This window comes from Kitasatospora sp. NPDC056184, assembly GCF_042268405.1.
Classification (GTDB): Bacteria; Actinomycetota; Actinomycetes; order Streptomycetales; family Streptomycetaceae; genus Kitasatospora.
The window spans coordinates 219,906-244,218 of record NZ_JBHJUI010000002.1; the positions used below are offsets into that span (position 1 = coordinate 219,906).

Below are 24,313 nucleotides of genomic sequence, written 5' to 3' on the forward strand. Positions count from 1 at the left end.
CCCGACGCCTCCTGGAGCCCGCTCATGTCCGCCGCCGTCCCCGCCCTCCCCTCCGCCCCCGTCCTCACCGGTGCGACCGCCGCCACCGTGACCGCCTCCTCCCGCGCCACCGGCCCGGTGCTCGCCACCGCCGCCACCGCGATGGGCCTGATGTCCGGCCTCTTCTTCGCCTTCGACGTCTCCGTCATGCCGGGCCTCGCCGCCGGCGACGACCGCACCTACGTGACCGCCATGCAGCACATCAACACCGCGATCACCAACCCGGTCTTCGGCGCGGTCTTCGTCGGCGCCCTCGCGATGCCCGCCGTGGGCACCTGGCTGCTGCACCGCTCCGGCCGGCGCGCCGCCACCCTGTGGACGGCCGTGGCGACCCTGCTCTACCTGGCCGCGCTCGTCCTCACCGGCGCCGTCAACATCCCGCTCAACGACCGGCTCGCCGCGGCCGGCGACCCCGCCGGGATCACCGACCTCGCCGCCGTCCGGGCCGCCTTCGCACCGACCTGGACGGCCGCCAACCTCGCCCGCACCGTGCTCTGCACCGCCGCGCTGGCCGCCCTCACCCGTGCCCTGCTGGTCCACCGCCGCCCCGCCGCGCGCTGACCCACCCGGCGGGGCGTACGGATCCGGATGGATACGATCTTCTTATGATCATCTCCAGCGCCCGCACCACGGTCTTCGACATCGACGGCACGCTCTGCTTCGACGGAAGGACGATCGACCGCCGGATCCTCGCCGCCGTCGAGGCCTGCGAACGCGCCGGGCACCAGCTGGTCTTCGCCTCCGCCCGGCCGGTCCGCGACCTCCTGCCGGTCCTGGACGGCGCCTTCCCCGCCGCCACCCTGATCGGCGGCAACGGCAGCCTGGTCTCCGTCGGCGGCCGGGTCCGGGCGCGCGCCGCCTTCGACGCCGGCGACCTCGGCGAGCTGCTGGTCGAGGCCGAGCGGTTCCGGGCGGGCTACCTCGCCGACGGCCCGTGGGACTACGCCTACACCGGGCCGGCCGACCACCCGATCCTCGGCCGCGTCGACCAGGGCCGCCTGGCCCGCCGGGTCGACCTCGCCGATCTCCCCGCCGTGGTGAAGTTCCTCGTGGTCGACGCCACCGACCTGGCGGCCCTCGCCGAGGCCGGCCGGGTGCTGGGGATGACCGTCAACCACCATGTCGACGAGTCGATCGCCGACTTCGCGCCGGGCACCACGAACAAGTGGGAGGCCCTGGCCGCCCTGGGCATCGAGGAGTACAACGCCTTCGGCAACGACGTCAACGACCTCGACCTGCTGCGCAACGCGCGGCACGCGGTCCGGGTCGGCACCCACCCGGGGCTGGACGGCGTCGCCGGGGTCACCGTCGCCCCCGAACCGGGCGCCGTCGCCGAGGAGATCCTCCGGCTGGCCGCCGCGGGCGCCGCCGGCTGACGTCCGTACCGCCGGCCGGCCGCCGCCCGTGGGGGCGCGCGCGACCGGGGTGCGCGGGGGAGCCGGCGTCTGCCAGGATGGACGCCGCTCCTTGACGCCTCGCCGGGAAGGCCCGCCATGGACACCCTGACCGGGCTGCTCGACGGCCCCAAGGCCCGCTGCGCGTTCGTACTGCGCTCGGTCCTCAGCGCGCCGTGGGCGCTGCGGATCGAGGACCGCGCACCGCTGTCGCTGGTGACCATGCTGGACGGCGAGGCGTGGATCCTGCCGGACGGCGGCAAACCGGTGCCGGTGCGGCCGGGCGACCTGGCACTGCTGCGCGGGCCGGACGCGTACACCGTCGCGGACGACCCGGGGACCGAGGCGGGGATCGTCATCGGCCCCGGCCAGATCTGCTCCAAGGACGGCGTCAGCGTGGCCACCTCGATGGCCCTCGGGGTGCGGACCTGGGGCGAGACCCGGCCGGGCGACGAGCGGCCGTCGGTGATGCTGTCCGGCACCTACCGGGCCGACCACGAGATCGGCCGCCGGCTGCTGGCCCACCTGCCGGCCCTGCTGGTGCGGCCCGCCGGGGTGAACAGCACCGAGGACACCCTGGTCCGGCTGCTCGCCACCGAGGCCACCCGGGCCGAGCCCGGCCAGGAGGTGGTGCTGGACCGGCTGTTGGACCTGCTGGTGGTCGGGATGCTGCGCGGCTGGCTGGCCGCCCCGGACGCCGACGCGCCCGGCTGGCTGCTGGCGCAGGCCGACGAGGTGGTCGGTCCGGCGCTGCGGCTGCTGCACGACGATCCGGCCCGCCCCTGGACGGTGGCCGCGCTCGCCGCCGAGGTCGGGGTCTCCCGGGCCGGGCTGGCCCGGCGGTTCACCGCGCTGGTCGGCGAACCGCCGATGGCCTACCTGGCGAACTGGCGGCTGACGCTGGCGGCCGGCCTGCTGCGCGACCCCGAGCTCACCATCGCGGCGGTGGCCCGCCGGGTGGGCTACGGCGACGCGTTCGCGCTCAGCACCGCCTTCAAGCGGGTGCGCGGGATCACCCCGCAGGAACACCGCCGCCTGGCCGCCTCCGGTGCCCCGGCCGACGGTCCGGAGGGCGGAGCGGCGGAGGACGGCGCGGGCGGGGCAACGGACCGGACGACTCCGGGCGCGACGGCGCTGCCCTCCCGTCCCGGGCCGACCACCGTGGTGCTGGCGGCCGGCTGAACGCGACGGGACGGCGCCGGTGCCGCCCCCGGCCGTCCGGCCGTGGGCCTCAGTTCGGGCTGATGTCGCAGTGCATCACCAGGGCCCAGCAGAGGAAGCCGAGCGCCGCCGTGGACAGCAGCGCCCGCGCCGCGCTCCACCGCACCCGCCGCGCTCCGTACGGGTCCCGGGGGTCGAACGGCTCCCCGTACTCCGCCCGGCCCGCCTCGCCGGCCTCCGCCAGCGCCTGGCTCAGCGGGAGGTTGACCGCCCTGGTCGCCACCAGCGAGCCGGTGTAGCAGGCCAGCGCGCCGACCGCCGCGGGCAGCACCCGGTGCCCGTCGCTCGGCAGGTGCAGCACGACGGCCGCGGCCGTGGAGACCAGGGCCCCGGCGAAGCCCAGCAGGTACCACCCGTTGAGGACCGCCACGTTGAGCCGCTGCATCGCCTGGACCACGGCGAGGTTGTCGGCGGTGCGCAGCCCCGGTGTCACCGAGGCGTAGGTGTAGAAGAGTCCGGACGTCACTCCGGTGGTGACGGTCGCCGCCACCAGTGCGAAGACCCGCATCGCCTCCATGTCGCCCTGCCCCCGTCCTGTCGGCCGGCGCCGCCCGATCGAAGCGGCCCGAAGGCCGATCATCCGTCATCGAACGGCCGCCTGACCACTGAATTGGCCGATAGGGCAATGATGATGACGAATGGTCACGGATCCGCGGCCGGAACCCGATCGCGGAAGGTCAGCCTCCGGTGCGCCCGGTGTGCCCGGTGTGCCCGGTGTGCCCGGTGTGCCCGGCGAGCGCGGCCAGCAGGGCGTCGGCGGTCCAGTGCCCGGCGGCGCCCGGACGGGTGCTGAGGTAGACGGCGGTGCGGCGCGGCGACCAGCCGTGCGCGTCGGCCAGCCCGGTGGCGAGGTTGCGGAGGTAGCGGGCGCGCGGGGCGTTCAGCTCGGCCTCGGCCAGCGTCCACGGGGCCGTGAAGGTCAGCACGGGGACGCCGTCCAGCGTGCCGGGGCAGACCAGGGTCTGGTACCGGCCCGGTCCCTGCGGGTCGTGGCCGGTGCGCAGCACGGCGGCCAGGTCGAGGTCGGCGCCCGGACCGCCGCCCATCTCCTGGGCGGCGATGTCGCTGAACTGCCCGGCCGTCAGCAGGTACGCGCGGGCGGCCGCGGTGCCGGGCCGGCGGGGGTCGTAGAAGGCCATGCCGCCGCCCCAGGTCCGCGACTCCAGGGCGAAGTAGAGCAGCCCGGGCAGGCGCACCGGCACCGAGCGCTCCGGCGGCCGGGCGTCGCGGCAGCCGGGGTAGTCCCGTTCGCCCTCGGGAGGCCGCCCGCCGCGCAGGTAGCAGGCGAGCCGCTCGGCGTGCATGTTCGAGCCGTACGCGGCGTACCAGACGAGGGGCGGCGCGGCCGGCCCGGGGCTCGACGGCGCGGGGCCGGGCGGCGGGCTGACGAGCGGTCGGATCTCCTCCACGGCCGGTGAGGCTACCCGACCGGCCCGCCCGGACCGGCCCCTCCGGGCAGGCGCGCCGGGCAGGTCCGGCGCACCCGGGCACCCGCCGGTCAGCGCGGGTCCTCGAACGGCCCCGGCGGGTGGGCGCCGGTCGCGGTCCGACCGGACGCGCGGGCCGCCAGCGCCTGCCGCGCCGCGTACCCCCGGGCCGGACCGGCCGCGGCGTCCAGCTCCTCGTCCGGCCGGAACCAGGCCCAGTCGGTGATCTCGCCGTCCGGGCAGCCGAGCCGGACCACGGCCGGGTCGGCGGTGCCGAAGTCGTGGAAGAACTGCACGATGGGGTGGTCCGCGCCGGGGGCCGGGTGCTGCCAGACCACCGCGAGCAGCGGCCCGGGCGGCCGGTCGAGCCCGGTCTCCTCCCGCAGCTCGCGGGCCGCCCCGGTCGGCGAGTCCTCGTGGGTGTCGAGCACGCCGCCGGGGAACTTCCACCGCCCGGCGTCCGGCCGCCGGTCCGGCTCCCGGACCCGCGACCTCACCATCAGCAGCCGCCCGTCCGGCGCGGTCACCACGGCGGCCGTGCACAGCCACGCACGCGGGGTGGTGGCCAGCCACTGGGGGCGCGGCAGGTGCGGGCGGGCCGGGGCGTGCGCCCGCAGGAAGCGGACGGCGGCGGGGGAGACACCGGGCAGGTTGTCCGTGAAGAACCAGGCGTGCGTGGCGTGTCGGGGGAGGACGAGCCGGTCCAGCGCGCCGGGAGCGTGCGCCGACAGCGCGAACACGTGTCGCCGCGCCGCCTCCGCGCCGTCCTCCGCCGCCTCCTCGAAGACCCCGGCCGGTCGCACCGTGCCGGCGGCCACCCCGCAGACCTCGGCCAGCGCGCGGACGGCCGCCGCCGCCGGGGCCTCGGCCGGGCGGACGGCGGCGGACGGCAGCTCCCAGCGGCCGTCCGGGCGGCGCAGCAGCAGGACCCGGCCCAGCACATCGGTGACGAGCACGGCGGCGAGTGCGGCGGCGAGGGGTGAGGGACGGGGCGAACGCTCCACCTGGGGGGCCTCCTTCGACGAGGGAACGACGGGGCAGGGCACGGTCACGAGCGCGTCAGCGGGCTCCGGGCACCGCCCGCCCGGCGCCGAGGTCCAGCCGCATGTACCCGTCCACCGGGGCGAAGCCGAGCGTCCGGTAGAGCGGCGCACCGGCCTCGGTGGCCCGCAGTTCGACCGACCCGCAGCCGCCCGCCCCGAGCGCCTCGACCAGCGCCTCCGCGACGGCCCGGCCGTGCCCGCGCCGCCGGTGCGCCGGGTCGGTGACCACCGTGTGGATCCGCCCCCACAGCCCTGTCGGGTGGCTCGGCCCGCGGTAGCCGCGGTAGACGATGCCGATCGCGCAGGCCGCCAGCCCGCCGCCGTCGGCCGGCACGACGAAGGCGAGCAGGTGCGGATCGCGGCCCAGCCGGTCCCGCATGTCGTCGCGGAAGGTGGCGCGCCACTCCGCGTCCAGCGGTCCGCCGTCCAGTACGGCGACCCGCAGCCGCAGCAGCTCGTCCGCGTCCCCCGGCCCGGCGGGCCGCACCCCGCCATCCGCCGCGTTCTCACCCACCCGGCGCCACCTCCGTCCGTCCCGCACCGGCCCGCCGCCGCTGCGGGCCCCTACCCGTTCGCACCCGCTCCGGAACCCCACCTCCGCATGCCCGGGCGCTCCCGGGGGCGTGGCACAGCGCCACGTGCGCGCCGATGTCCGCCCTAAACGGGACATGCGTGTGTACGTGAACAAATTGTCAGAAACGGCGGAATGCTGTCGATCGCGTGGAATTCCGAGGATTTCCTGCCGATCGGGCTCCTGGCCGATGGCTCGTCACCTTCCGTTGACCAAGCTGTTCTTGTGCGATCGGCACCGCGTTGGGATGATGATCTCCGAAATTCCGCGCATGCTTTTACCCGTTCCGAACGAGTGCGCCGTCACCAGGCGATTCACTGACGGCGCCTCCGAGGATGAAGGGCCTGCCTTGCTCGAATCCCGTTTCCCGATGACTGTTTCAGCAACTGCCGCCAGTAGTCCGGAGGTCCGGTCCGTGTCCCGCACTCGCATACGAACCCTCAAGGCCGGCGCCCTTGCGGCGACTCTCGCCGCCGGTGCCCTGACCGCGTTCTCCGCCTCCACCGCGGGCGCCGTGGCGGGCGATCCGGCGGCCGACGGCTCGTACGCCTACACCGCGCGGATCGCGATCGGTGACAACGTCCGTGCCTGCACCGGTGCGCTGGTGGACCGCTACTGGGTGATCACGGCGGCCTCGTGCTTCGCCGCCGACCCCGCCCAGCCCACCGCCATCGGCGAGACGCCGAGCTGGAACACCACCGTCACCGTGGGCCGCACCGACCTGACCGCGAGCGGCACGGGCGCGGTCAGGACCGTGGAGAAGCTGGTGGCCAGTGCGGGCCGCGACCTGGTGATGGCCAAGCTGGCCGCCCCGGTCGACGGCATCACCCCGCTCCGGGTCGCGGAGTCGGCGCCGACCGCGGCCGAGACGCTCCGGGTGCCCGCCTACGGCCGCACCAAGACCGAATGGGTGCCCACCAGGCTGCACTCCGGCGCCTTCACCCTCGGCGCGGTGCGCCCGGCGGGCGTCGACCTCGCCGGCACCGGCGGCGCGGCGGTCTGCAAGGGCGACACCGGGGCCCCCGTGATCCGTGGCACCGGTGCGGGCGCCGAGCTGGTCGCCGTCGCCTCCCGGTCCTGGCAGGGCGGCTGCCTCGGCGTGACCGAGACCCGCACCGGTGCCACCGGCACCCGCACCGACGACGTCTTCGGCTGGATCAACACGACCCGGCACACCACCTCCTCCGGCACCCGTTTCACCGGCACGCCGTTCACGATCAAGGACCCGGTCGACAACCACCTGGTGACCTACCTCCAGGACAGTGCCAACCACCTGTGGTCCTTCGACCCGCAGGGCGAGCGCTGGGTCGACCACGGCGTCTACGCCGCCACCCCGCCGACCGCCGCCGTCGACCCCGTCACCAACCGCGTCGTGGTCTACGTCAACGGCCCGGACAACCGGCTCTGGTCGTTCGACGAGCGCGACGGGAAGAAGTGGACCGAGTTCCCCGCGACCCCGAGCGGCACCGTCCTGGCGCCCGACGCCGTGCCGCGCACGATCGTCGACCCGGCCACCAACCGCCTGGTCGTCTTCATCCGCGACACCGCCAGGCGCCTGTGGTCGTTCGACCCGCAGAGCCGGACCTGGACCGACGTCTTCCCCGAGATCGCCGCGCCGATGGTCGCCACCGACCCCGTGCCGATCATCAACCCCAACGACCAGCACATCACGCTCTACTACAACGGGCCGGACAACCGGCTGAACGCGCTCTCGCTCCCCGACCGGACGCGGACCGAGTTCGTCCTGACCCCCGCCGGCACTGCGATGGCCCCCGACGCCGTGCCCAGCACGGTCGTCGACCCCGCCAGCGGGCACTTCGTGACGTACATCCGTGACACCGCCCACAACCTCTGGTCGGTGGATCCGTTCGGCCCCGGCTGGGTCCACCTGGGCTGGAACCCCGGCCAGGCGATGGCCGCCACCGACCCCGTCGCGGCGGTCAACCCGGGCACCAACCACGTCAACGTGTTCGTGAACGGGCCCGAGAACGAGCTCTACTCCTTCGACCCGCAGGGCGGCGGCCAGCACAACGGCTGGACCAAGTACGTCCACACCACGGCGGACACCGTGCTGGCCCCCGACGCGGTGCCGTTCGCGGTCGTCGACCCGACCGACGGCAACCTGACCACCTTCGTCCGCGACACCAGGAGCACGCTGTGGTCCGTGGACCCGGCGGCCGAGGGCTGGGTCCCGTACGAGGGCGGCCCCTCCACCCCCTGACCTGCCGAACACCGCGCGGCCGCACCGCCGGACCGCGACCGGGGCCCGTCTTCCACGGAGGAAGGCGGGCCCCGGTCCGTCCCCGCCTAACCCGCCCGGGCCGGGCGCAGTACCCGGCGGACGGCGGCGCGCAGCCACTGGTGGGCGCCGTCGGCGGTGTGGCGCGGGTGCCAGGCCATGCCGATGGTCAGCGGCGGCAGCGGCAGCGGGATGTCCAGCAGGCGCAGCCCCAGAGCGTGCGCGGCGCCGCCGAGCGGGGACGGGGGCTCGCCCGGCAGCGCGGCCGGCACCAGGCAGACCGCGTCGCCGGCGGCGGCCAGAGCCATCGCCGCCAGGTGCCCGGGCAGGACGACGCCGACCCGCCGGCTGAGCCCGTGCTCGGCCAGGGCCGCGTCCAGCGGGCCGGTGAAGCGGCCCCGGCGGCTGACCGCCACGTGCTCGGCCGCCGCCAGCCGGGCAGGCGTCAGGGTGCCCTCCGCGAGCGGGTGCCCGGCCCTGACGCCGGCCGCCATCCGCAGGGTGGCCAGCTCCTCGACCCGGGTCTCCGGGTCGACGTGGTCGATGGCCCCGACCTCCAGGTCGACCCGGCCCTCGCGCAGCGCGGGGCCGGCCTCCCACTCCTCGGGCAGCACCCGCAGCGAGACCCCCGGAGCCCGTCGCCGGGCCAGCGCGAGCAGCCCCGGGGCCAGCGCCGCGCCGACCAGGTCCGAAGCCTGGAGGGTGAAGGTGCGCCGCAGGGCGGCCGGGTCGACCTCTCCGCTCGGGGTGAGCAGGGCCTCCAGCCGGCGCACCACCGCGCCGGCCTCGTCCCGCAGTGCCTCGGCGCGGGGGGTGGGCACCATGGCCTGCCCGGCCCGCACCAGGAGCGGATCCTGCAGCACCCGGCGCAGCCGGGCCAGGGTGCGGCTCATCGCCGCGGGGGAGGTGTGCAGCCGCGCGGCGGCACGGGTGACGCTCTGCTCGGTCAGCAGGGCGTCGAGGGCGACGGCGAGGTTGGCGTCGAGGTGCGGGGTCGGGTTGCTCACCTGCGTCATTCCGTTCCGGGCAAGGATTGGATGCTGAAGTTCCCATTGTGGCAAGGCGGTTGGCGTCCGCACGATGAGGGGGTCGTACCGATCCGACGAAACGACCGAGAGGTTTTCATGATCGTCATCACCGCTCCCACCGGAAACATCGGCCGCCGGCTGCTGTCGCTGCTGGTCGAGGCCGCGCCGGCGCACGGGGAGGAGTTGCGGGTGGTGGTCCGCGACCCCGCCCGGCTCCCCGGGTCCCTGCGCGGACGGGTCGAGGTGGTCACCGGCTCGCACGGCGACGCCGCGACCGTCGAGCGCGCCTTCGCCGGTGCCGACGCCGTGTTCTGGCTGGTGCCGCCGGACGGCTCGGTGACGCCCGAGCAGGCCTACAGCGGCTTCACCCGCCCGGCCGCGCGGGCCTTCGCCGCCCACGGTGTCGGCCACATCGTCGGCGTCTCGGCGCTCGGCCGCGGCACCCCGCAGGCCGCCCGGGCCGGGCTGGTCACCGCCTCGCTGGCCATGGACGACCTGATCGCCGGCTCCGGCACCGCCTACCGCGCCCTGGCCAACCCGTCCTTCTTCGAGAACCTGCTGGAGGAGGCCGGCTCGATCCGCGAGGACGGCGTCTTCACCGACACCGTCGCCGCGGACCGCCCGGCCCCGATGGTGGCCGCCGCCGACATCGCCGCGGCGGCGGCCGGGCTGCTGCTGGACCGCACCTGGACCGGCGTCGGCAGCGTCCCGGTGCTCGGCCCGCAGGACCTCTCGCCCGACGACCTGGCCCGCATCATGACCGAGGAGCTGGGCCGTCCGGTCCGCTACCGGCGGCAGACGCTCGACGAACTGCGCTCCGACCTGCTCGGCCGGGGCCTCGACGAGGCGTTCGTCGAGGGAATGGTCGACATGAAGCGCGCCAAGGACCGGGGCCTGGACACGGGTGTCGGCCGCTCGCCGCGGACGGGCCAGGCCACCGGATTCGCGCGGTGGTGCGCGCAGACCCTCAAGCCCGCCGTCCTCGCCGCGCCGGAGGCCGCCGATGCCCGCTGACCGCACCGAGCCGCCGGTCACCGCGTTCATGCTGGTCAAGACGACGCCCGAGTGGCTGGCGATGACCGTGGCCGAACGCGTCCGGGCCTTCACCGCCCACGTCGTCCCGGTGGTCGAGGCCCGAACCCGCGGCGTCCGGTCCCGCTTCTACGACACGGAGTTCTACTCGGCGCGGGTCACCGACATCTGGGTCTGGGAGGCCGACGACCACGACGCCTACCGGCTGCTGATCGACGCGCTGCGGGAAACCCCCTTCTGGGACCGCTACTTCGACGTCGTCGAGCTGCTCGTGGGCACCGAGAACGGCTACGCCCGCACCTACGGCCTGGAGCCGGCGGCCACCCTCGCCACCTGACGCCCCGCCCGGACCGGCCGCCCTCGCCGCCTCGCCGCTGTCACCCGCCCTCGGCCGCCGCCCCTCGCTACGCGTCGGGCGGCGGCGGGGTGGGGCAGGTGGGGGCCCGGCCGGGCGGGGCGGGGTGGCTGAGCAGCGACCGGAGGACCCAGCCCGTCAGACCGCTGGGCCCCACCACGATCCGGCTCCAGCGGGTGCCCAGCGGGGAGATCCAGGTGTCGACGATCTCGGCCGGCTCGCCGCACCGGGCCAGGCCCAGGACCGCGCCGTCGACCGAGTGCTCGCGCCGGACGTTGGCGGCGCTCGCGGCGACCACCCAGCCGTGCGGGGCGTCCGCCGGGGGCGGGCCCGGGGGCTGCTCCGGGGGCGGCGACGGGTGGTCGGTCCCCACGGCCACCGCCAGGAGGGTGAGGACCAGCAGGGACAGCGAGGCCCAGGCGGCCCTTCCGACGTGTGCAGGCATACCGGGCACAACGAGCCGGCCCGCCGGGCGCGGACCACGCCCGGCCCACGGCCACCCGGAAGGACCCGCCGGGCTCGCCCGGGAGGGTGGCACCCGCCCCCCCGTGCGGCCTGGAACCCGAGCCCCGGCGCCCGTGCGGACGGGCGCCCACGGGACACCCGGCCGCCCGGGCGGTCGCCGAACTGTCCATGGCGGCCCCTACGATGTGCGGCATGAACACTGGGGGGCCGGAGACGCGGCTCATCGACAACCGCTTCGAACTGCTGGAACGCCTCGGCGGCGGAGGCATGGGCCTGGTCTGGCGTGCCCGCGACACCATGCTGCACCGCGAGGTCGCGCTCAAGGAGGTCCGCCCGCCGGACCCGGCGATGGCCGCGGCCGACCCCAGGGCCGCCGACGAGCTGCGCGAGCGCGTGCTGCGCGAGGCCCGCGCGCTCGCCCGCCTCCAGCACCCGAACGTCGCGGTGATCCACCACATCGTCGACACCCCCGGGCACCCCCACCCGTGGCTGGTCATGGAGCTGGTCACCGGCGGCAGCCTCGCCGACCGGATCGCCCGCGGCCCGCTCACCGTCCCCGAGGCCGCCCGGATCGGCCGCGGCGTGCTCGCCGCGCTGCTCGCGGCGCACGCGGCCGGCATCCAGCACCGCGACGTCAAGCCCGGCAACGTGCTGCTGCGCCCCGACGGCACCCCCGTGCTCACCGACTTCGGCATCGCCGCGATGCAGGACGCCACCGCGCTCACCGCCACCGGCGCGCTGATCGGCTCGCCCGAGTACATCGCGCCGGAGCGGATCCGTGGCGAGGAGGGCAACCCGTCCTCCGACCTGTGGTCGCTCGGCATGCTGCTGTACGTCGCCGTCGAGGGCCACCACCCGCTGCGCCGCGCCACCACGCTGGCCACGCTCGCGGCCGTGCTCGACGAGCCCCTGCCGCCGCCGACCCGCTGCGGGCCGCTGGGGCCGGTGCTGGCGGCGCTGCTCGCCCGTGACCCGGCGGTGCGCCCGCCCGCCGCGCAGCTCGACCACGCGCTCGCGGCGGCCGAGGCGGGCGGTGCGGCGGGCGGTGCGGGGTACCCGCCGGCCGGGCCGTACCCGGGCGCGTACGCCGACCCCTCCTCGGGCTCCTTCTCCGGCCCCTCGGGCTCGGCGTACCTCCCCGGACCGGGCGGCGGGCCCGTCGACGACACCGGGACCCAGTACCTCGGCGCGACCGGCCTCGCCGCGACGCCCCCGCCCCCGCCGCCGACCCGCCGGCGGACCGGCGCCTCGGTCGCCCTCGCCGTCGCCGGGGTGGCCCTGGCGGGCGTGCTCGCCTGGACGCTGCGCCCGGACGGGACCGGCGAAGCGGTCGAGCCGAACGCCGCCCCGAGCGGATCGTCGGCCTCCGCCGGCACGGCCGGCTCCCCGGCGAAACCGGGCACGACCGCGGGCGCGGCCGCCTCCACAGGCCCGGCCGCCACAGCGCCCCCCGCGCCGCCCGCCACCGCCTCCACCGCACCGACCGCCAAGCAGCCGGCGAACACCAAGGACCTGATGACCCCGGACGGCGTGCGCACCGTCGTCGCGGCGATCACCGCGCAGAGCGGCGGCACGAAGGTCAAGGCGCTCAACGTCTACCCGGGCTACGCGAACGCCCAGGTGCCCACCGCCGACGGCCGCAACTACGACTGGTACGACTACCGGGACGGCAAGGTCACCAAGCGCACCGGCTCGTCGATGGACAAGGACAAGGCGGTTGACCTCGCGCAGTACGACTGGGACGCGATCCCGGCCCTGCTGAAGAAGGCCAACGACACCCTCAACGTGAAGGACCCGACCAGCCGCTACCTGGTCATCGACACCTTCCCGAGCGACAACCTGCCGAGCATCCGGGTCTACCTCTCCGACGAGTACCACAACAGCGGCTACCTGCTGGCGGACACCAAGGGCAACGTGCGCCGCACCTACGCCGCCGACTGAGCCGGTCGGCGGCGGGCCCGGCCACGGACGGGGCACCACCGCAGGGCGGGCGGCCCGCTCCGGGCCCAAGCTGGACTGGTCCCGTGACACATCGATGTCCCGACGCGCCGACTCACCGACGCGCAGACTCACCGACGCACAGACTCACCGACGCGCCGACGCGCCACGGGGCCGACCGACCGAACGCCGAGCGAGGAGCCGCCGCGAGATGAGCGAGAACCACCACGTCCTGCTGCTCGACTTCACCGACCGCGCCGCCTGCCGGGCCGCCTTCGACGAGGCCGCGCACCTGCCTGGCCTGCACCAGTCCGCGATCGTCGAGCGGCTGACCGACGGCACCCTGGACTTCCCGGCCAGCCAGGTGCGCGGGGCGGGCGCGCCGACCGTGGGCGGGGGCGTGGTCGGCGGCCTCGCCGGGCTGCTCGGCGGCCCGATCGGCGTCCTGCTGGGCTGGGCGGCCGGCACGGTGCTCGGCAACGCCGCCGAGTCCTGGCGCGACCACGAGGGCGGCGCCGCGCTGATCGTGCTCAGCGAGGAGGTGGACGAGGGCCACTGCATGCTGGTGCTCGACATCGCCGAGGCCTCGCCGCACCCCGCCGACGAGCTGGCCGCCCGGCACGGCGTCGCCCTCCGCCGCCTCCCGGCCGCCGAGCTGGCCGAGCGCGTCAAGGCGGCCCGCCGCGCCGCCGAGTAGCGGAGGTCCGGCCCGAGCCGCCGGCCGGCCCCCGCGGCTCAGCGGCACGGTGCGGCTCAGCGGAACGGTGCGGTCGCCGAGGCCAGGAACATCGGCAGGGCGAGGAACAGACGGTCGGCCGCGGCCCGCTCGCGCTGCTCGGCGATCCAGCCGCCGGCCCGTTCACGGGTGAGCGCGCTGCCCGCGCGGGCGGCCTCGACCAGGCCGGTGAGCAGGGGCAGCGCCGCCGCTCCGGTCAGGACGGCGGTGTGCACCTCGACCGCGACGTCCACGAACCCGGCGTCCAGCAGCAGGGCGCGGTAGTGGCGGGCGGCCCGCGGACGGACGGTCAGGTCGGCGCGGGCGTGCACGACGGCGCGGGTGAGCGCCGGATCGCCGGAGTCGATGACGACGGTGTCCCAGTCGTGGCCGACCAGCACGATCCGCCCACCGGCCACCAGGACCCTGCGGGCCTGCGCCAGTGCGGGCCGCGGATCGTCCAGCTCGTGGAACACCTTGTCGGCGCGGTAGCCGTCCACCGAGGAGTCCGGCAGCGGCAGATCGCCCGCGTCGCCGGTCCGCAGGTCCGCCGCGGGCCACCGGCGGCGGCCGACGGCGATCGTGCGCACGTCCGCGTCCACCCCGATCGCCCGGGCGCCGAGCGCGGCCAGCTCGGCCACCGCCCGCCCGGCGCCGCAGCCGACGTCCAGCACCGTGCGGCCGGGCCCGGCGCCGAGCAGCCGGTAGCCGCGGGAGCGCAGCCGCGCGGCGCCGGGGAGGCGGTCGGCGGCGTCGAGGCGCGCGAGGAGGCCGTCGTCGTCGGGTGGTTGGATGTCCGGTGCCGCGGAGGTGCTCCGCTCTCTGGTCATGACCGCCATGCTGGGAGTTGATGTCGACATGAAGTCAACCGGGCCCCGGACACCGGACACCGGTGAGGCCGCGCCGATGAGCATCGGCGACCTTGCCGGGCGCTTCGGCCTCGCCACCCACGTCCTGCGCCACTGGGAGTCGGTGGGCCTGCTCGCCCCGGCCCGCGACGGTGCCGGCCGCCGCCGCTACGGAGCCGCCGACCGCACCCGGGTGGCCGTGATCCTGCGGGCCAAGGAGGCGGGGCTGTCCCTGGACGCCGTCCGCGCCCTGGTCGCCGCCGCCGAGGACGCGGGCGCGCGCCGGGACCTGCTGCGCGCCGAGGCGGAGGCGCTGCGCGCCCGCATCGCGGCCGCACAGGCCTCCCTCGGCCTCCTGGAGTGCGCACTGGCGTGCGACCACGAGGACGTCACCCGCTGCGCCCGGTTCCGGCAGCTCGCGGCCCGGGGCGAGGGTCCGTGACCCGCCGCCGCGCCCGAAGCCGAAAAGCGGGTGCCGCCTGCCCTTCGATCGCGCAACATGGCCCGTATGCCTGATTTCTCGGTCCTCACCCGCGCCGAGGCCGTCGAGCGCCGCCGGCTGCTCGACGTCCGCACCGTCCACGTCGACCTCGACCTGACCCGCGGCCGGGAGGTGTTCGGCTCCACCACGGTGATCCGCTTCGGCTGCACCGCCCCCGGCGCCGGGACCCACCTGGACGTCAAACCGTCCAGGCTCCACCGGGCGGTGCTCAACGGCCGCGAACTGGACGTCGACACCCTGCGGGACGGCCGCCTCCCGCTGACCGGCCTGGCGGCCGACAACGACCTCACCGTCGAGGCCGAGATGGCCTACTCGCACACCGGCGAGGGCATGCACCGCTTCACCGACCCGGCGGACGGCGAGGACTACGTCTACACCCAGTCCTTCCTCGACGACGGCCCGCGGGTGTTCGCCTCCTTCGACCAGCCCGACCTCAAGGCGCGGTACACGGTGTCCGTCACCGCGCCGCAGCAGTGGACCGTGGTCGGCAACAGCGCGGGCCGCCAGGTCGCGCCCGGCCGCTGGGAGTTCGCGCCCACCCCGGCGATCAGCAGCTACCTGGTCTCGGTGGTGGCCGGCCCGCTGCACTCGGTGCACGCCGAGCACGACGGCATCCCGCTCGGCCTGCACTGCCGCCGCTCGCTCGCCCCGTACCTGGACGCCGACGCCGCCGAACTGCTGGAGATCACCCGGCAGGGCTTCGACCACTACCACGGGGTCTTCCGGCACCGCTACGCCTTCGACAGCTACGACCAGTGCTTCGTCCCGGAGTTCAACGCCGGGGCGATGGAGAACCCGGGCTGCGTCACGCTGCGCGACGAATTCGTCTTCCGCTCCGCCGTGACCGACACCGAACGCGAGGTCCGCGCGATGGTGGTGGTGCACGAGATGGCGCACATGTGGTTCGGCGACCTGGTCACCATGACGTGGTGGGACGACCTGTGGCTCAACGAGTCCTTCGCCGAGTACATGGCCTACAGCGTCACCGCCTCCTCCACCCGCTTCACCGGCGCCTGGACCGGCTTCGCCGCCGACCGCAAGACCTGGGGCTACGACGCCGACCAGCGCCCCTCCACCCACCCGGTGGCACCCGCCACGGTGGACGACACCGCCCAGGCGCTGCAGAACTTCGACGGCATCTCCTACGCCAAGGGCGCCGCCGCGCTGCGCCAACTGGTCGCCTGGCTCGGCGAGGAGGCCTTCCTGGCCGGGGTCAACGACCACTTCGACGCGCACGCCTTCGGCAACGCCACCCTCGACGACCTGCTCCGGGCGCTGGCGGCGACCAGCGGCCGCGACGTCCACGGCTGGGCCGACCGCTGGCTGCGCACCACCGGCGTGGACACCCTGCGGGTGGCCGACGGCCGGATCGCGCACACCTCGGCCGACGGCGTCCTGCGCCCGCACCGGCTGACCGTGGGCCACTACCGCCGCACCGCCGAGGGCGCCCTGGAGCTGGCCGACCGCGCGCCGCTCGACCTGCCGGCCGACGGTACCGGGGCGCCGGCGGGCGCCGCCGCGCTGACGCTGCCCAACGACACCGACCTCGGCTTCGTCAAGGTCCGGCTCGACCCCGGCTCCTGGCAGACCGTGCGCTCCTCGCTCGGCGCCGTGCCCGAGGAGCTGGCCAGGGCGGTGCTCTGGGGCTCCGCCCGGGACCAGGTGCTGGACGGGGAGCTGGCGCCGGGCGAGTACCTGGAACTGGTCGCCGCCCACCTGCCGGGCGAGACCTCGGTGCACCTGGTGGACGCGGTGCTCTCCTTCGCCCGCACCTTCGTGACGGACCGCGCCGTGCCGCCGGCCGCGCGCCCGGCGGCGCTGGCCGTCCTGGCGGAGGCCTGCCGGACCCTGCTGCGGCGCACCGAGGGCGAGCCGGACCGCACCGGGCTGCGCCTGGTGGCCGTGCGCGGCGTGATCGGCACCGCCGCCGACCCGGCGCAGGCCGCCGAGCTGCGCGACTGGCTGGCGGCCGGCACCGTGCCCGGCGGGCCGGTGCTCGACCCGGACCTGCGCTGGCAGCTGCTGCTGCGGCTGTGCGTGCTCGGCGCGGCGGGTGAGCCGGAGATCGCCGCCGAGCTCGCCGCCCACCCCAGCGACACCAGCGAGGAGGGCGCCGCCCGCTGCCGCGCCGCACTGCCCGACCCGGTGGCCAAGGAGGCCGCCTGGCAGGCGCTCTTCCACGGCGAGCTCTCCAACTACCTGGCCGCCGCCACCGCGAGCGGCCTGTGGCAGCCCGAGCAGGCCGAGCTGCTGGACGGGCTGACCGTGCGCTACTTCGAGGAGCTGGGGCCGGCCGCCGGCCGCCGCGGCCCCGCCCTGGCCCGGGTGCTCACCCGGGCGGGCTTCCCCGCCTTCGCCGCCACCGAGCGGACGGTGCGGGCGGCCGAGGCCTGTCTGGCCGACCCGGACCTCACCGCGGCGACCCGGCGCGGACTGGTCGACCAGCTGGACACGCTGCGCCGCGCGGTCCGGGCGAGGGCGCTGGCCGAGAAGTAGCACCGGGGCGGGGCCGGGCGGCGCGCGGGTGAACGACGCGCCGCCGCCGCCCGGTTCAGCGCCGCCCGCCCGCGTCCGTCCCGGCCTCCAGCAGGACCTGGCCGGCCGGGGTGCGCCGGTAGAGCACCGAGCGGCCCGCCCGGCGGCGCAGCGCCAGCCCGGACTCGCGCAGGATCCGCAGATGGCGGCCCACCGAACCGAGCGGCAGCCCGGTCAGGGCCACCAGCTGGCTGGTGGTCTTCGGCGTGTCCAGCAGGGCGAGCAGCGCCGCCCGGCCCGGCCCGAGCAGGGCGGCCAGCGCCTTCGGCACCGGAGGCCGGCCCTCCTCGGCCAGCACGCCCGAGCACGGGTAGACCACGGCGTAGCGGCGGCCCGGCGCCGCGCGCCGCCGCCCGTCGACCGGCGGCACGTCCCAGCACAGCCAGCTCTGCTGCGGGGTGACCGGGACGAACAGCAGCTGCACACCGCTGAGCTCCATCGGCTCCGGCCCGTCGTCCCGGTGGCCGATCCCCAGGCGGTCGCCGCCGAGCCAGCGCATCCCGGGGCGCAGGTCGCTCAGCGCGTCCGCCCAGCCGCCCGCGCCGAGCCGGGCGGTGCGCGCCAGGACGTCCGCCTCGATGATCCGCCGCCGCTGCGGCCAGCCCGGCTCGACGGTCTCCGCCCACACCCAGGCCAGCAGGTCGGCGGCGCGCTCCGCCAGGTCGCCGCGGTCCAGCGGCGGCGGCAGCGGCGTGCCCAGGGCCTCGGCCAGGTCGGCCCGGGCGACGGCGGGCGGCGTCGACCGGACCTCCGCCAGCTCCCGGGCGAACAGCTCCCCGTCCGCCACCCGTCGGCCGTCCGCGCCGCGCTCCTCGGCGCCCGGCGTCGGGGTGAGGAAGGTCGCGTTCCACCGCGGGCCCAGCGCCGCCCCGACCAGCGCGGCGGTGACCGGGTCGGCGGCCAGCCGCTCCCGGTAGCGGGGGAGTGCGGCGTCCAGCCACCGCCGCTCGCCCGGGTGGGCGCCGCCGCCCCGGTGCAGGGTCTTCAGCGCGGCGACCGTCTCGGCCAGCGGGGAGAGCGCGAACCGGCTCCCCGCGAGGGTGTCCGTATCCAGCCGCCACCAGACCACGGCCCCCGGCCCTCCCTCGCGTCCGCGTCCACGTTTCGCCGCCCGGCGAAAACCTAACGCCGTGCCGAGCGCGACGGAAAGACTCCGCCGCATGCACACCCACCCCGTCCACCCTGCCCACCCCGTCCACCCTGCCCACCGCACGCACCGCACCTACCGGGAGCTGTTCCGCGACCGTGAGTTCACCGCCCTGTTCCTGTACTCCGCCGCCCAGACCGCCGCCCAGACGGTGGCCGGGCTGGCGCTGGGCGTGCTGGTGTTCCGACGGACCGACTCGCCGCTGCTCGCCTCGCTCGCCATGTTCGGCCCGGCGCTCGCCCACCTGGTCGGGGCGGCCACCGTGCTGTCGGCCGCCGACCGGCTCCCGCCGCGCGCCGCCCTGACCGGGCTCGGCCTGCTGCTCGCCGCCGGCACCGGCGTCCAGGCGCTGCCCGGACTCCCGGTGGCGGCGCTGTTCCCGGTGCTGCTCGTCCTCGGCGTGGCCGGCGCGGCGGGCGGCGGTGCCCGCTACGGGCTGCTCCAGGACCTCCTCAGCCGGGACGGCTACCTGCTGGGGCGCTCCGCCCTCAACCTGGCGGCGGGCCTGGTCCAGATTGGCGGGTTCGCCGTCGGCGGCGCGCTGGTCGCCGCCCTCGCGCCGTCCGGCGCGCTGCTCGCGGCCGCCGCCCTGCACCTGCTGGCCGCCGGCACGGCCCGCGCCGGGCTGCGCGGGCGTCCGGCCAGGGCCGCCGGGCGGCCGTCTGTCGCCGGCACCTGGCGGGCCAACGCGCGCCTCTGGTCGTCCCCGCCGCGCCGGTACGCGTACCTGGCGCTGTGGGTGCCCAACGGCCTGATCGTGGGCGTCGAGGCGCTCTACGTCCCGTACCGCCCGGACGCCGCCGGCCTGCTGTTCGCCGTCGGGGCGCTCGGCATGCTGGCCGGGGACGTGCTGGCCGGGCGGCTGCTGCCGGCCCGGTGGCGGGAGCGGCTGGCCGTGCCGCTCTGCGCGCTGCTCGCCGCGCCGTACCTGGGCTTCGCGCTGGAGCCCGCGCTGCCGGTGGCGGCGGCGCTGGTGGCGGTGGCCACCGTCGGGTACGGGGCGGGCCTGCTGCTGCAGGAGCGGCTGGTCGCGCTGACCCCGCCCGAGCTGAGCGGGCAGGCGCTCGGCCTGCACGGCTCCGGCATGCTCGCCCTCCAGGGCATCGGCGCGGCGGTGGCGGGCGCGCTCGCCGAAGCGACCTCGGCCGCCACCGCGATGGCGGGGACCGCCGCCGCCTCGCTGGCCGTCACCGCGCTGCTCGCGCCGGGCCTGCTGCGCGCCGACGGGCGGGCGGTCTCCGGTTCGCGGAAGGGTGCGCCGGCCGGGTGACCGGCGGCGACCCGAGGGTCCCGGGCCGGCGGCGGCATGAGCCTCCCCGGCCGCCGGCTACCGGAACCAGCCGCTCCAGCGGCCGTTCACCTCACGGTTGTTGAACCAGTGGCGGGCGTCCGTGCCGGTCACCTCCAGCTGCACGAAGCCGCCGTTGTAGGCGTTGATCCGGACGTCGCCCGCGGCGCGGCCGCCGAGCGGGACCAGCGGGCTCCGGGTCTCGTCCGGGTTCGTCCAGTACGTCCACACCGCGTAGTCCGTGCCGATGTAGAAGGTCTGCACCGTGCCGTCGTCGAAGGTGTAGACGGGCATCTTCCGCCCGAACCCGCCCCCGCAGAGGAACTGGCCGTTCCGGCCGATGAGGTTCTCGACCGAGACCGTCGGCTTGTCGCAGTACCACAGCGTGATCACCTCCACCGAGGCCGCACCGGCGGTGCCCGCCGCTCCGACGACGGTCCCCGCCAGGGTGGCGGCGACCGTGAGCGCCGAGGCGGCGGCACTGCCGAACTTCTTCATCCTCATCACTGACCTCCGGATCACCGGCCGACCCTCCTCCCGGGCGGGCGGCAGGCGGCGCACGGGGCCCGACTGCCGGACCCTCGCCGTCAACCTCGCAGCGTTCTTGACGGTCCGTCATCTCCTACCTGCGGGTAACGGCCGGGCGTACCGGCCCCGTTGCCCCGGCGGCCGGCCGCCTCTGCCCGAGCCTGCGCCAACCCGCGGGCCGGTCCGGAGCGTCCCGGCGACCGCCCGCGGCTCTGCCCGCGACCCCGCCCGCGCGTCCGGCGGTTCGCGTCGGGCGGGCGGTGCGAACTGTCGGGCGGTCCCGGTAGCATCCGCGCAGTCCGAACGAAGATCGAACAGGGTGGGACGCGGTGCAGGAAGACCGGCTGCGGAAGCAGGAACAGCCGAACGAGCAGGACCCGGACGGGAGAACCGCGGCGGAGGGCGGTGCGGGGACGGGCGCTGCCGCACGGCGCCGCCGCATCGCCATCGGCGTCGCGGCGGGCGTCTGCACCCTGGCCCTGGTGGGCGCGGGAAGCTGGGCGATGAGCGGGCCGGACGCCGCGGAGCCGGCGCAGACTGGTACGCCGTCCGCCTCGCCGTCCGCCTCGCCGTCCGCCTTGCCATCCGCCTCGCCGTCCCCGACGGTTCCCGTTCCGGAGACCCCGGCGCCGAGCGCCCCGGAGGCCCCGCCGGCCGAGGTCCCCGCCGTTCCGGAGGCCCCGGCCGCCACCGGGCCGATGCCCGACGCCCCCTCCGCCCCGGCGGCCCCGCCCGTCGAGCCGACGCCCGGCCGTTCGGCCTCGCGCCCCCCGGCCCCGGCCGCCCCGCGCCCGACCGCGCCTCCGAAGGCGGTCCAGCCCACCCCGCCGCCGGCTCCGCCCGCAGCCCCTCCGGCCGCCCCCGAACCCCCTGCTCCCAAGCCCGCCGCCCCCAAGCCGCCGGCCCCCGAACCGACCTACGACCCGCGCGAGGGCCCCGGCCCGGGCGAGTGGACCGTCCCGCCGCGTCCGGTTCCCACCCTGCCGCCGCCGCGTCCCACCAACGCGCCCTGCCCGCCCGGCCAGATCGGCGCCTGGGACGGCTGCCACCCGCTGCCCCCGCCGATCACGCTGTCCTGAGACCCTCGACCGCCCGGCTCGCCCCGGGCGGTCTTGATCTTCCATTAGTTGAATGATAAATTACTTCCGACGCCAGGGCTCGACCCCCAGGAGAGACGACATGAGCACGACCGCCGTTGCCGACAACCCCGAGAAGTCCCGCTACGAGATCACCTCCGACGGCGAACTCGCCGGCTTCGCCGAGTATCACCGCTACGAGAACGAGATCGCGTTCATCCACACCGAGATCGACCCGCGCTTCGGCGGCCAGGGCCTCGGCGGCATCCTCGCCCGCGCCGCGCTCGACGACGCCCGCGCCAACGAACTGGCCGTGCTCCCGTACTGCCCGTTCATCCGCGGCTGGCTGACCAAGCACCCCGAGTACCACGACCTCGTCCCGGCCGCCAAGCGCGAGCGGTTCGGCCTGTGACCGCCGCCGAAGCGACCGGGGGAGCCCCGGAGGCCGGGGCCGGCTTCGTCCGCGCCGCGGCCGCCGTCGCCACCAGCACCGCCGACGACTACCGCGTCGACATCCGCTCCGGCCGCCACAAGCTGTCCGCCGACGAACCCGACTCGGCGGGCGGCGCCGACACCGCCACCACCCCGGTCGGCCTGCTGCTCTCCGCGCTCGGCTCGTGCACCGCGATCACCCTGCGGATGTACGCCCAGCGCAAGCAGTGGCCGCTGGACACCGTGCGCGTCCACCTCGGCTACGAGAAGGGCCCGGAGAAGGCCGTCCGCATCACCCGGCGGATCGACCTCCTCGGCGACCTCGACGACGCCCAGCGCGCCCGCCTGTTCGACATCGCCGACCGGACCCCGGTCACCCGTGCCGTCTCCGCCGGCACCCCCATCGTCCCGGCCGCCCCGCGCGCCTCGACCTCCGGAAACGGGGCCCACCATGGCTGAACCCGAGCTCGCCGTCCCGACCGTCCGCGGCGGCCGCGCCGACACCCCGGGCGGCCCCGTCCACGAACTCCTCGCCCCGCGCGAGACCGCCCTCGGCGGCAGCACCGTCGTCCGCCGCCTCCTCCCGAACATGGGCCGGCGGATGGTGGGGGCGTGGTGCTTCGTCGACCACTACGGTCCGGACGACATCGCGGACGAGCCGGGCATGCAGGTCCCGCCGCACCCGCACATGGGCCTGCAGACGGTCAGCTGGCTGCACGCCGGCGAGGTGCTGCACCGCGACAGCCTCGGCAGCCTGCAGACCGTGCGCCCGCGCGAGCTGGGCCTGATGACCTCCGGCCGCGCGATCTCCCACAGCGAGGAGTCCCCCCGCCCGCACGCCCGCCTCCTGCACGGCGCCCAGCTCTGGGTCGCCCTGCCCGACGCCCACCGCCACCGCGAACCCGCCTTCGAACACCACCCCGACCTGCCCACCGTCACCGCCCCGGGCCTGACCGCCACCGTCATCCTCGGCACCCTCGACGGCACCACCTCCCCCGGCACCACCCACACCCCCCTCGTCGGCGCCGACCTCACCCTCACCGCCGGCACCGACCTGCGCCTCCCCCTCGACCCCGACTTCGAGTACGCCGTCCTCACCATGTCCGGCACCCTCACCGCCGACACCGTCCCCCTCGACCCCGGCGCCATGCTCTACCTCGGCACCGGCCGCCGCACCCTCCCCCTCCACGCCACCACCGACGCCACCTTCCTCCTCCTCGGCGGCGAACCCTTCGCCGAGAAACTCGTCATGTGGTGGAACTTCATCGGCCGATCCGGTGACGAGATCGTACAGGCACGAAACGACTGGGAGAAGGGATTTCGCTTTGGCGAAGTCCACGGCTACGACGGGGCCCGACTGAGGGCCCCGGAGCTTCCCGACATCCCCCTGAAGGCGCGAGGGCGGGTGCGCTGACCTGCGAAGATAATCGATGGTCGCCTTCGTGCTCGCCGCTGCCGGCAGGACTGTGTGGGCATCTGAAGGTCCATGGCAGAACGATTTCCGCTTCGCGTACCCGCCCCCCTTGGGAGGCAAGGTGCAAGGCCTATTGATTTTCAGGTCTACGCGTCTGTCGCAAGGTTTGCTCGTATCGATGCTGACCTGTTGCTGACTTTTCTGATTACCCATCAGCTAGAAGCTGATTGCGGAGGAGAGGGCAGGGCCTCCGGCGGTTGGTGCTCGGCGAAGGGCCCCCACCAAGCGGCGCCGACCGGCTGATCAGGACATAGCCGGGGCCGCTCGGATTGCCGGGGGCCAGTACCGGTGTCCGCCTTCCTCACCGTCAGGCGTCAGGTCCACGCCGCGCCGCGACACGGTGCCGGACAGCCGCCGCGCCGTGCACCATCAATGGGTGCACGGCGCTGACCGACCGCGCGCCCTCCCACACCCCCGAGGCCGGCACGGAGAACGGGCGGAGCTCGATCCCGGCATCCGCGAACAGCAACGGCTCCACGTACCTTGCCCCGCCGGTGCCGCACAGGTAGGAGGCGGCACCCACAGCCCGGCACAGGTCCACGAGCCGCCGGGTTCGCCCTGTGCCGGCGGCGAGTGTGCTGCTGCGTACCACGCTTCCCCTCCATCCGAGCAGGTCGAGCAGCAGTCGGGTGGTCGCCTCCGCGATCTCTGCGAGCCGGTCGGTGCTCTCGAACAGCTCCAGGACCGGCTGGAGCCGCTCGGAGAGCAGCGACCAGGCCGGGCTGGCCCGGTACCGCTCGTGGAGAACCCCTTCGACTCGGCGACGGGAGAGGGCCGCGTCGACTACCCGGGCTTCGCGGATCACCGTCGAGCGGCCGTCCGGCAGGTGGGTGGGGACGGTCAGCCAGCGGGCCCGGCTGCTGTCGGCGAAGGAGCCGAGCCGGGCCCGGTGCTGATAGTCGCGGCGGGCGAACTGCACATTGTCCAGGACCACCCACACATCCGCGCCGGCCAGCTTGGCCACGGTGGACAGGCGCGGGAGGAAGTTGGGCTGGTGGATCGCGCACACCGGCCGG

Annotated in this window: 25 protein-coding genes; 15 read left to right on the forward strand and 10 right to left on the reverse strand. The window is 76.0% G+C overall.

Annotation, left to right across the window (positions count from 1 at the left end; translation table 11 throughout):
• Nucleotides 1-24: 24 nt before the first annotated feature.
• The 3 genes from ACFC0B_RS06065 to ACFC0B_RS06075 all read left to right on the forward strand — a co-directional run bounded on the left by ACFC0B_RS06065 (nt 25) and on the right by ACFC0B_RS06075 (nt 2,615).
• The gene (locus tag ACFC0B_RS06065) at nt 25-600 is read left to right on the forward strand and encodes a DUF1772 domain-containing protein (RefSeq protein WP_376082892.1); all 576 of its coding nucleotides are present in this window, start codon (nt 25-27) and stop codon (nt 598-600) included.
• 44 nt (nt 601-644) lie between these two features.
• On the forward strand, nt 645-1,415 hold the full coding sequence (locus ACFC0B_RS06070; protein WP_376082894.1) for an HAD hydrolase family protein: 771 nt from the start codon (nt 645-647) through the stop codon (nt 1,413-1,415).
• Nucleotides 1,416-1,532: 117 nt separating this feature from the next.
• Nucleotides 1,533-2,615 (forward strand): AraC family transcriptional regulator, encoded by a 1,083-nt coding sequence (locus tag ACFC0B_RS06075; RefSeq protein WP_376082896.1) that lies wholly within the window; start codon nt 1,533-1,535, stop codon nt 2,613-2,615.
• Between the two features lie 49 nt (nt 2,616-2,664).
• On the opposite strand, the gene ACFC0B_RS06080 is transcribed toward ACFC0B_RS06075, so the two are convergent.
• From ACFC0B_RS06080 to ACFC0B_RS06095, 4 genes are all read right to left on the reverse strand, one after another.
• Nucleotides 2,665-3,162, reverse strand: a complete 498-nt coding sequence (locus tag ACFC0B_RS06080; protein ID WP_376082899.1) for a DUF1772 domain-containing protein — start codon at nt 3,160-3,162, stop codon at nt 2,665-2,667.
• 169 nt (nt 3,163-3,331) lie between these two features.
• Nucleotides 3,332-4,063 (reverse strand): histone deacetylase, encoded by a 732-nt coding sequence (locus ACFC0B_RS06085; protein WP_376082901.1) that lies wholly within the window; start codon nt 4,061-4,063, stop codon nt 3,332-3,334.
• 89 nt (nt 4,064-4,152) lie between these two features.
• Nucleotides 4,153-5,085 (reverse strand): NUDIX domain-containing protein, encoded by a 933-nt coding sequence (locus ACFC0B_RS06090; protein ID WP_376082904.1) that lies wholly within the window; start codon nt 5,083-5,085, stop codon nt 4,153-4,155.
• Nucleotides 5,086-5,140: 55 nt separating this feature from the next.
• A complete protein-coding gene (locus ACFC0B_RS06095) occupies nt 5,141-5,638 on the reverse strand; it encodes a GNAT family N-acetyltransferase (RefSeq protein ID WP_376082906.1) in 498 nt (165 codons plus the stop codon).
• A 472-nt stretch (nt 5,639-6,110) separates the two neighbouring features.
• Between ACFC0B_RS06095 and ACFC0B_RS06100 the strand changes: the two genes are divergently transcribed.
• Complete coding sequence (locus tag ACFC0B_RS06100) at nt 6,111-7,916, forward strand: trypsin-like serine protease (RefSeq protein WP_376082909.1); 1,806 nt, start codon at nt 6,111-6,113, stop codon at nt 7,914-7,916.
• 86 nt (nt 7,917-8,002) lie between these two features.
• Here ACFC0B_RS06100 and ACFC0B_RS06105 read toward each other — a convergent pair whose 3' ends face one another.
• Nucleotides 8,003-8,950, reverse strand: coding sequence for a LysR family transcriptional regulator (locus tag ACFC0B_RS06105; RefSeq protein WP_376082912.1), 948 nt, complete (start codon nt 8,948-8,950; stop codon nt 8,003-8,005).
• A gap of 108 nt (nt 8,951-9,058) precedes the next feature.
• Here ACFC0B_RS06105 and ACFC0B_RS06110 point away from each other — a divergent pair, with 108 nt between their 5' ends.
• Together ACFC0B_RS06110 and ACFC0B_RS06115 are read left to right on the forward strand one after the other, a co-directional pair.
• Nucleotides 9,059-9,976: an NAD(P)H-binding protein gene (locus ACFC0B_RS06110; RefSeq protein ID WP_376082915.1), complete on the forward strand. Its 918-nt coding sequence runs from the start codon at nt 9,059-9,061 to the stop codon at nt 9,974-9,976.
• Complete coding sequence (locus tag ACFC0B_RS06115) at nt 9,966-10,331, forward strand: darcynin family protein (RefSeq protein WP_376082918.1); 366 nt, start codon at nt 9,966-9,968, stop codon at nt 10,329-10,331. The genes ACFC0B_RS06110 and ACFC0B_RS06115 overlap by 11 nt, the downstream gene beginning before the upstream one ends.
• A 67-nt stretch (nt 10,332-10,398) precedes the next feature.
• On the opposite strand, the gene ACFC0B_RS06120 is transcribed toward ACFC0B_RS06115, so the two are convergent.
• Nucleotides 10,399-10,794 (reverse strand): SH3 domain-containing protein, encoded by a 396-nt coding sequence (locus ACFC0B_RS06120; RefSeq protein ID WP_376082921.1) that lies wholly within the window; start codon nt 10,792-10,794, stop codon nt 10,399-10,401.
• Nucleotides 10,795-11,006: 212 nt separating this feature from the next.
• Here ACFC0B_RS06120 and ACFC0B_RS06125 point away from each other — a divergent pair, with 212 nt between their 5' ends.
• The gene (locus ACFC0B_RS06125) at nt 11,007-12,755 is read left to right on the forward strand and encodes a serine/threonine-protein kinase (protein ID WP_376082923.1); all 1,749 of its coding nucleotides are present in this window, start codon (nt 11,007-11,009) and stop codon (nt 12,753-12,755) included.
• 208 nt (nt 12,756-12,963) lie between these two features.
• On the forward strand, nt 12,964-13,449 hold the full coding sequence (locus tag ACFC0B_RS06130; RefSeq protein WP_376082925.1) for a histidine kinase: 486 nt from the start codon (nt 12,964-12,966) through the stop codon (nt 13,447-13,449).
• A gap of 56 nt (nt 13,450-13,505) precedes the next feature.
• On the opposite strand, the gene ACFC0B_RS06135 is transcribed toward ACFC0B_RS06130, so the two are convergent.
• A complete protein-coding gene (locus ACFC0B_RS06135) occupies nt 13,506-14,297 on the reverse strand; it encodes a methyltransferase domain-containing protein (protein ID WP_376082928.1) in 792 nt (263 codons plus the stop codon).
• Between ACFC0B_RS06135 and ACFC0B_RS06140 the strand changes: the two genes are divergently transcribed.
• The gene (locus ACFC0B_RS06140) at nt 14,296-14,757 is read left to right on the forward strand and encodes a MerR family transcriptional regulator (RefSeq protein WP_376082931.1); all 462 of its coding nucleotides are present in this window, start codon (nt 14,296-14,298) and stop codon (nt 14,755-14,757) included. The two genes, ACFC0B_RS06135 and ACFC0B_RS06140, sit on opposite strands and share 2 nt — an antisense overlap.
• A gap of 66 nt (nt 14,758-14,823) precedes the next feature.
• On the forward strand, nt 14,824-17,313 hold the full coding sequence (pepN, locus tag ACFC0B_RS06145) for an aminopeptidase N (RefSeq protein WP_376082932.1): 2,490 nt from the start codon (nt 14,824-14,826) through the stop codon (nt 17,311-17,313).
• A gap of 55 nt (nt 17,314-17,368) precedes the next feature.
• On the opposite strand, the gene ACFC0B_RS06150 is transcribed toward pepN, so the two are convergent.
• Nucleotides 17,369-18,421 (reverse strand): ArsR/SmtB family transcription factor, encoded by a 1,053-nt coding sequence (locus ACFC0B_RS06150; protein WP_376082934.1) that lies wholly within the window; start codon nt 18,419-18,421, stop codon nt 17,369-17,371.
• 91 nt (nt 18,422-18,512) lie between these two features.
• Between ACFC0B_RS06150 and ACFC0B_RS06155 the strand changes: the two genes are divergently transcribed.
• Entirely contained in the window at nt 18,513-19,769 is a 1,257-nt protein-coding gene (locus tag ACFC0B_RS06155) for an MFS transporter (protein ID WP_376082936.1), read from the forward strand.
• Nucleotides 19,770-19,826: 57 nt separating this feature from the next.
• Here ACFC0B_RS06155 and ACFC0B_RS06160 read toward each other — a convergent pair whose 3' ends face one another.
• Nucleotides 19,827-20,291: a hypothetical protein gene (locus ACFC0B_RS06160; RefSeq protein WP_376082939.1), complete on the reverse strand. Its 465-nt coding sequence runs from the start codon at nt 20,289-20,291 to the stop codon at nt 19,827-19,829.
• Nucleotides 20,292-20,644: 353 nt separating this feature from the next.
• Here ACFC0B_RS06160 and ACFC0B_RS06165 point away from each other — a divergent pair, with 353 nt between their 5' ends.
• From ACFC0B_RS06165 to ACFC0B_RS06180, 4 genes are all read left to right on the forward strand, one after another.
• A complete protein-coding gene (locus ACFC0B_RS06165) occupies nt 20,645-21,394 on the forward strand; it encodes a hypothetical protein (RefSeq protein ID WP_376082941.1) in 750 nt (249 codons plus the stop codon).
• 100 nt (nt 21,395-21,494) lie between these two features.
• On the forward strand, nt 21,495-21,803 hold the full coding sequence (locus ACFC0B_RS06170) for a GNAT family N-acetyltransferase (protein ID WP_376082943.1): 309 nt from the start codon (nt 21,495-21,497) through the stop codon (nt 21,801-21,803).
• The gene (locus ACFC0B_RS06175) at nt 21,800-22,282 is read left to right on the forward strand and encodes an OsmC family protein (RefSeq protein ID WP_376082946.1); all 483 of its coding nucleotides are present in this window, start codon (nt 21,800-21,802) and stop codon (nt 22,280-22,282) included. Before ACFC0B_RS06170 ends, ACFC0B_RS06175 begins: the two co-directional genes overlap by 4 nt.
• The gene (locus tag ACFC0B_RS06180; protein ID WP_376082947.1) at nt 22,275-23,237 is read left to right on the forward strand and encodes a pirin family protein; all 963 of its coding nucleotides are present in this window, start codon (nt 22,275-22,277) and stop codon (nt 23,235-23,237) included. The genes ACFC0B_RS06175 and ACFC0B_RS06180 overlap by 8 nt, the downstream gene beginning before the upstream one ends.
• Nucleotides 23,238-23,604: 367 nt before the next feature.
• Here the strand turns inward: ACFC0B_RS06180 and ACFC0B_RS06185 are convergent, their stop codons facing one another.
• Nucleotides 23,605-24,306 carry a WbqC family protein gene (locus ACFC0B_RS06185; RefSeq protein ID WP_376082950.1) on the reverse strand — a complete coding sequence of 234 codons (702 nt, stop codon included), beginning with the start codon at nt 24,304-24,306 and terminating at the stop codon, nt 23,605-23,607.
• Nucleotides 24,307-24,313: the final 7 nt, after the last annotated feature.

What these genes read in the sequence shown, in the direction of transcription:
- ACFC0B_RS06065 (WP_376082892.1), top strand. Translation starts at nt 25, where the DNA reads ATGTCCGCCGCCGTCCCCGCCCTCCCCTCCGCCCCCGTCCTCACCGGT.
- ACFC0B_RS06070 (WP_376082894.1), top strand. Translation starts at nt 645, where the DNA reads ATGATCATCTCCAGCGCCCGCACCACGGTCTTCGACATCGACGGCACG.
- ACFC0B_RS06075 (WP_376082896.1), top strand. Translation starts at nt 1,533, where the DNA reads ATGGACACCCTGACCGGGCTGCTCGACGGCCCCAAGGCCCGCTGCGCG.
- ACFC0B_RS06080 (WP_376082899.1), bottom strand. Translation starts at nt 3,162, where the DNA reads ATGCGGGTCTTCGCACTGGTGGCGGCGACCGTCACCACCGGAGTGACG.
- ACFC0B_RS06105 (WP_376082912.1), bottom strand. Translation starts at nt 8,950, where the DNA reads ATGACGCAGGTGAGCAACCCGACCCCGCACCTCGACGCCAACCTCGCC.
- ACFC0B_RS06110 (WP_376082915.1), top strand. Translation starts at nt 9,059, where the DNA reads ATGATCGTCATCACCGCTCCCACCGGAAACATCGGCCGCCGGCTGCTG.
- ACFC0B_RS06115 (WP_376082918.1), top strand. Translation starts at nt 9,966, where the DNA reads ATGCCCGCTGACCGCACCGAGCCGCCGGTCACCGCGTTCATGCTGGTC.
- ACFC0B_RS06120 (WP_376082921.1), bottom strand. Translation starts at nt 10,794, where the DNA reads ATGCCTGCACACGTCGGAAGGGCCGCCTGGGCCTCGCTGTCCCTGCTG.
- ACFC0B_RS06125 (WP_376082923.1), top strand. Translation starts at nt 11,007, where the DNA reads ATGAACACTGGGGGGCCGGAGACGCGGCTCATCGACAACCGCTTCGAA.
- ACFC0B_RS06130 (WP_376082925.1), top strand. Translation starts at nt 12,964, where the DNA reads ATGAGCGAGAACCACCACGTCCTGCTGCTCGACTTCACCGACCGCGCC.
- ACFC0B_RS06140 (WP_376082931.1), top strand. Translation starts at nt 14,296, where the DNA reads ATGACCGCCATGCTGGGAGTTGATGTCGACATGAAGTCAACCGGGCCC.
- ACFC0B_RS06135 (WP_376082928.1), bottom strand. Translation starts at nt 14,297, where the DNA reads ATGACCAGAGAGCGGAGCACCTCCGCGGCACCGGACATCCAACCACCC.
- pepN (WP_376082932.1), top strand. Translation starts at nt 14,824, where the DNA reads ATGCCTGATTTCTCGGTCCTCACCCGCGCCGAGGCCGTCGAGCGCCGC.
- ACFC0B_RS06155 (WP_376082936.1), top strand. Translation starts at nt 18,513, where the DNA reads ATGCACACCCACCCCGTCCACCCTGCCCACCCCGTCCACCCTGCCCAC.
- ACFC0B_RS06160 (WP_376082939.1), bottom strand. Translation starts at nt 20,291, where the DNA reads ATGAGGATGAAGAAGTTCGGCAGTGCCGCCGCCTCGGCGCTCACGGTC.
- ACFC0B_RS06170 (WP_376082943.1), top strand. Translation starts at nt 21,495, where the DNA reads ATGAGCACGACCGCCGTTGCCGACAACCCCGAGAAGTCCCGCTACGAG.
- ACFC0B_RS06180 (WP_376082947.1), top strand. Translation starts at nt 22,275, where the DNA reads ATGGCTGAACCCGAGCTCGCCGTCCCGACCGTCCGCGGCGGCCGCGCC.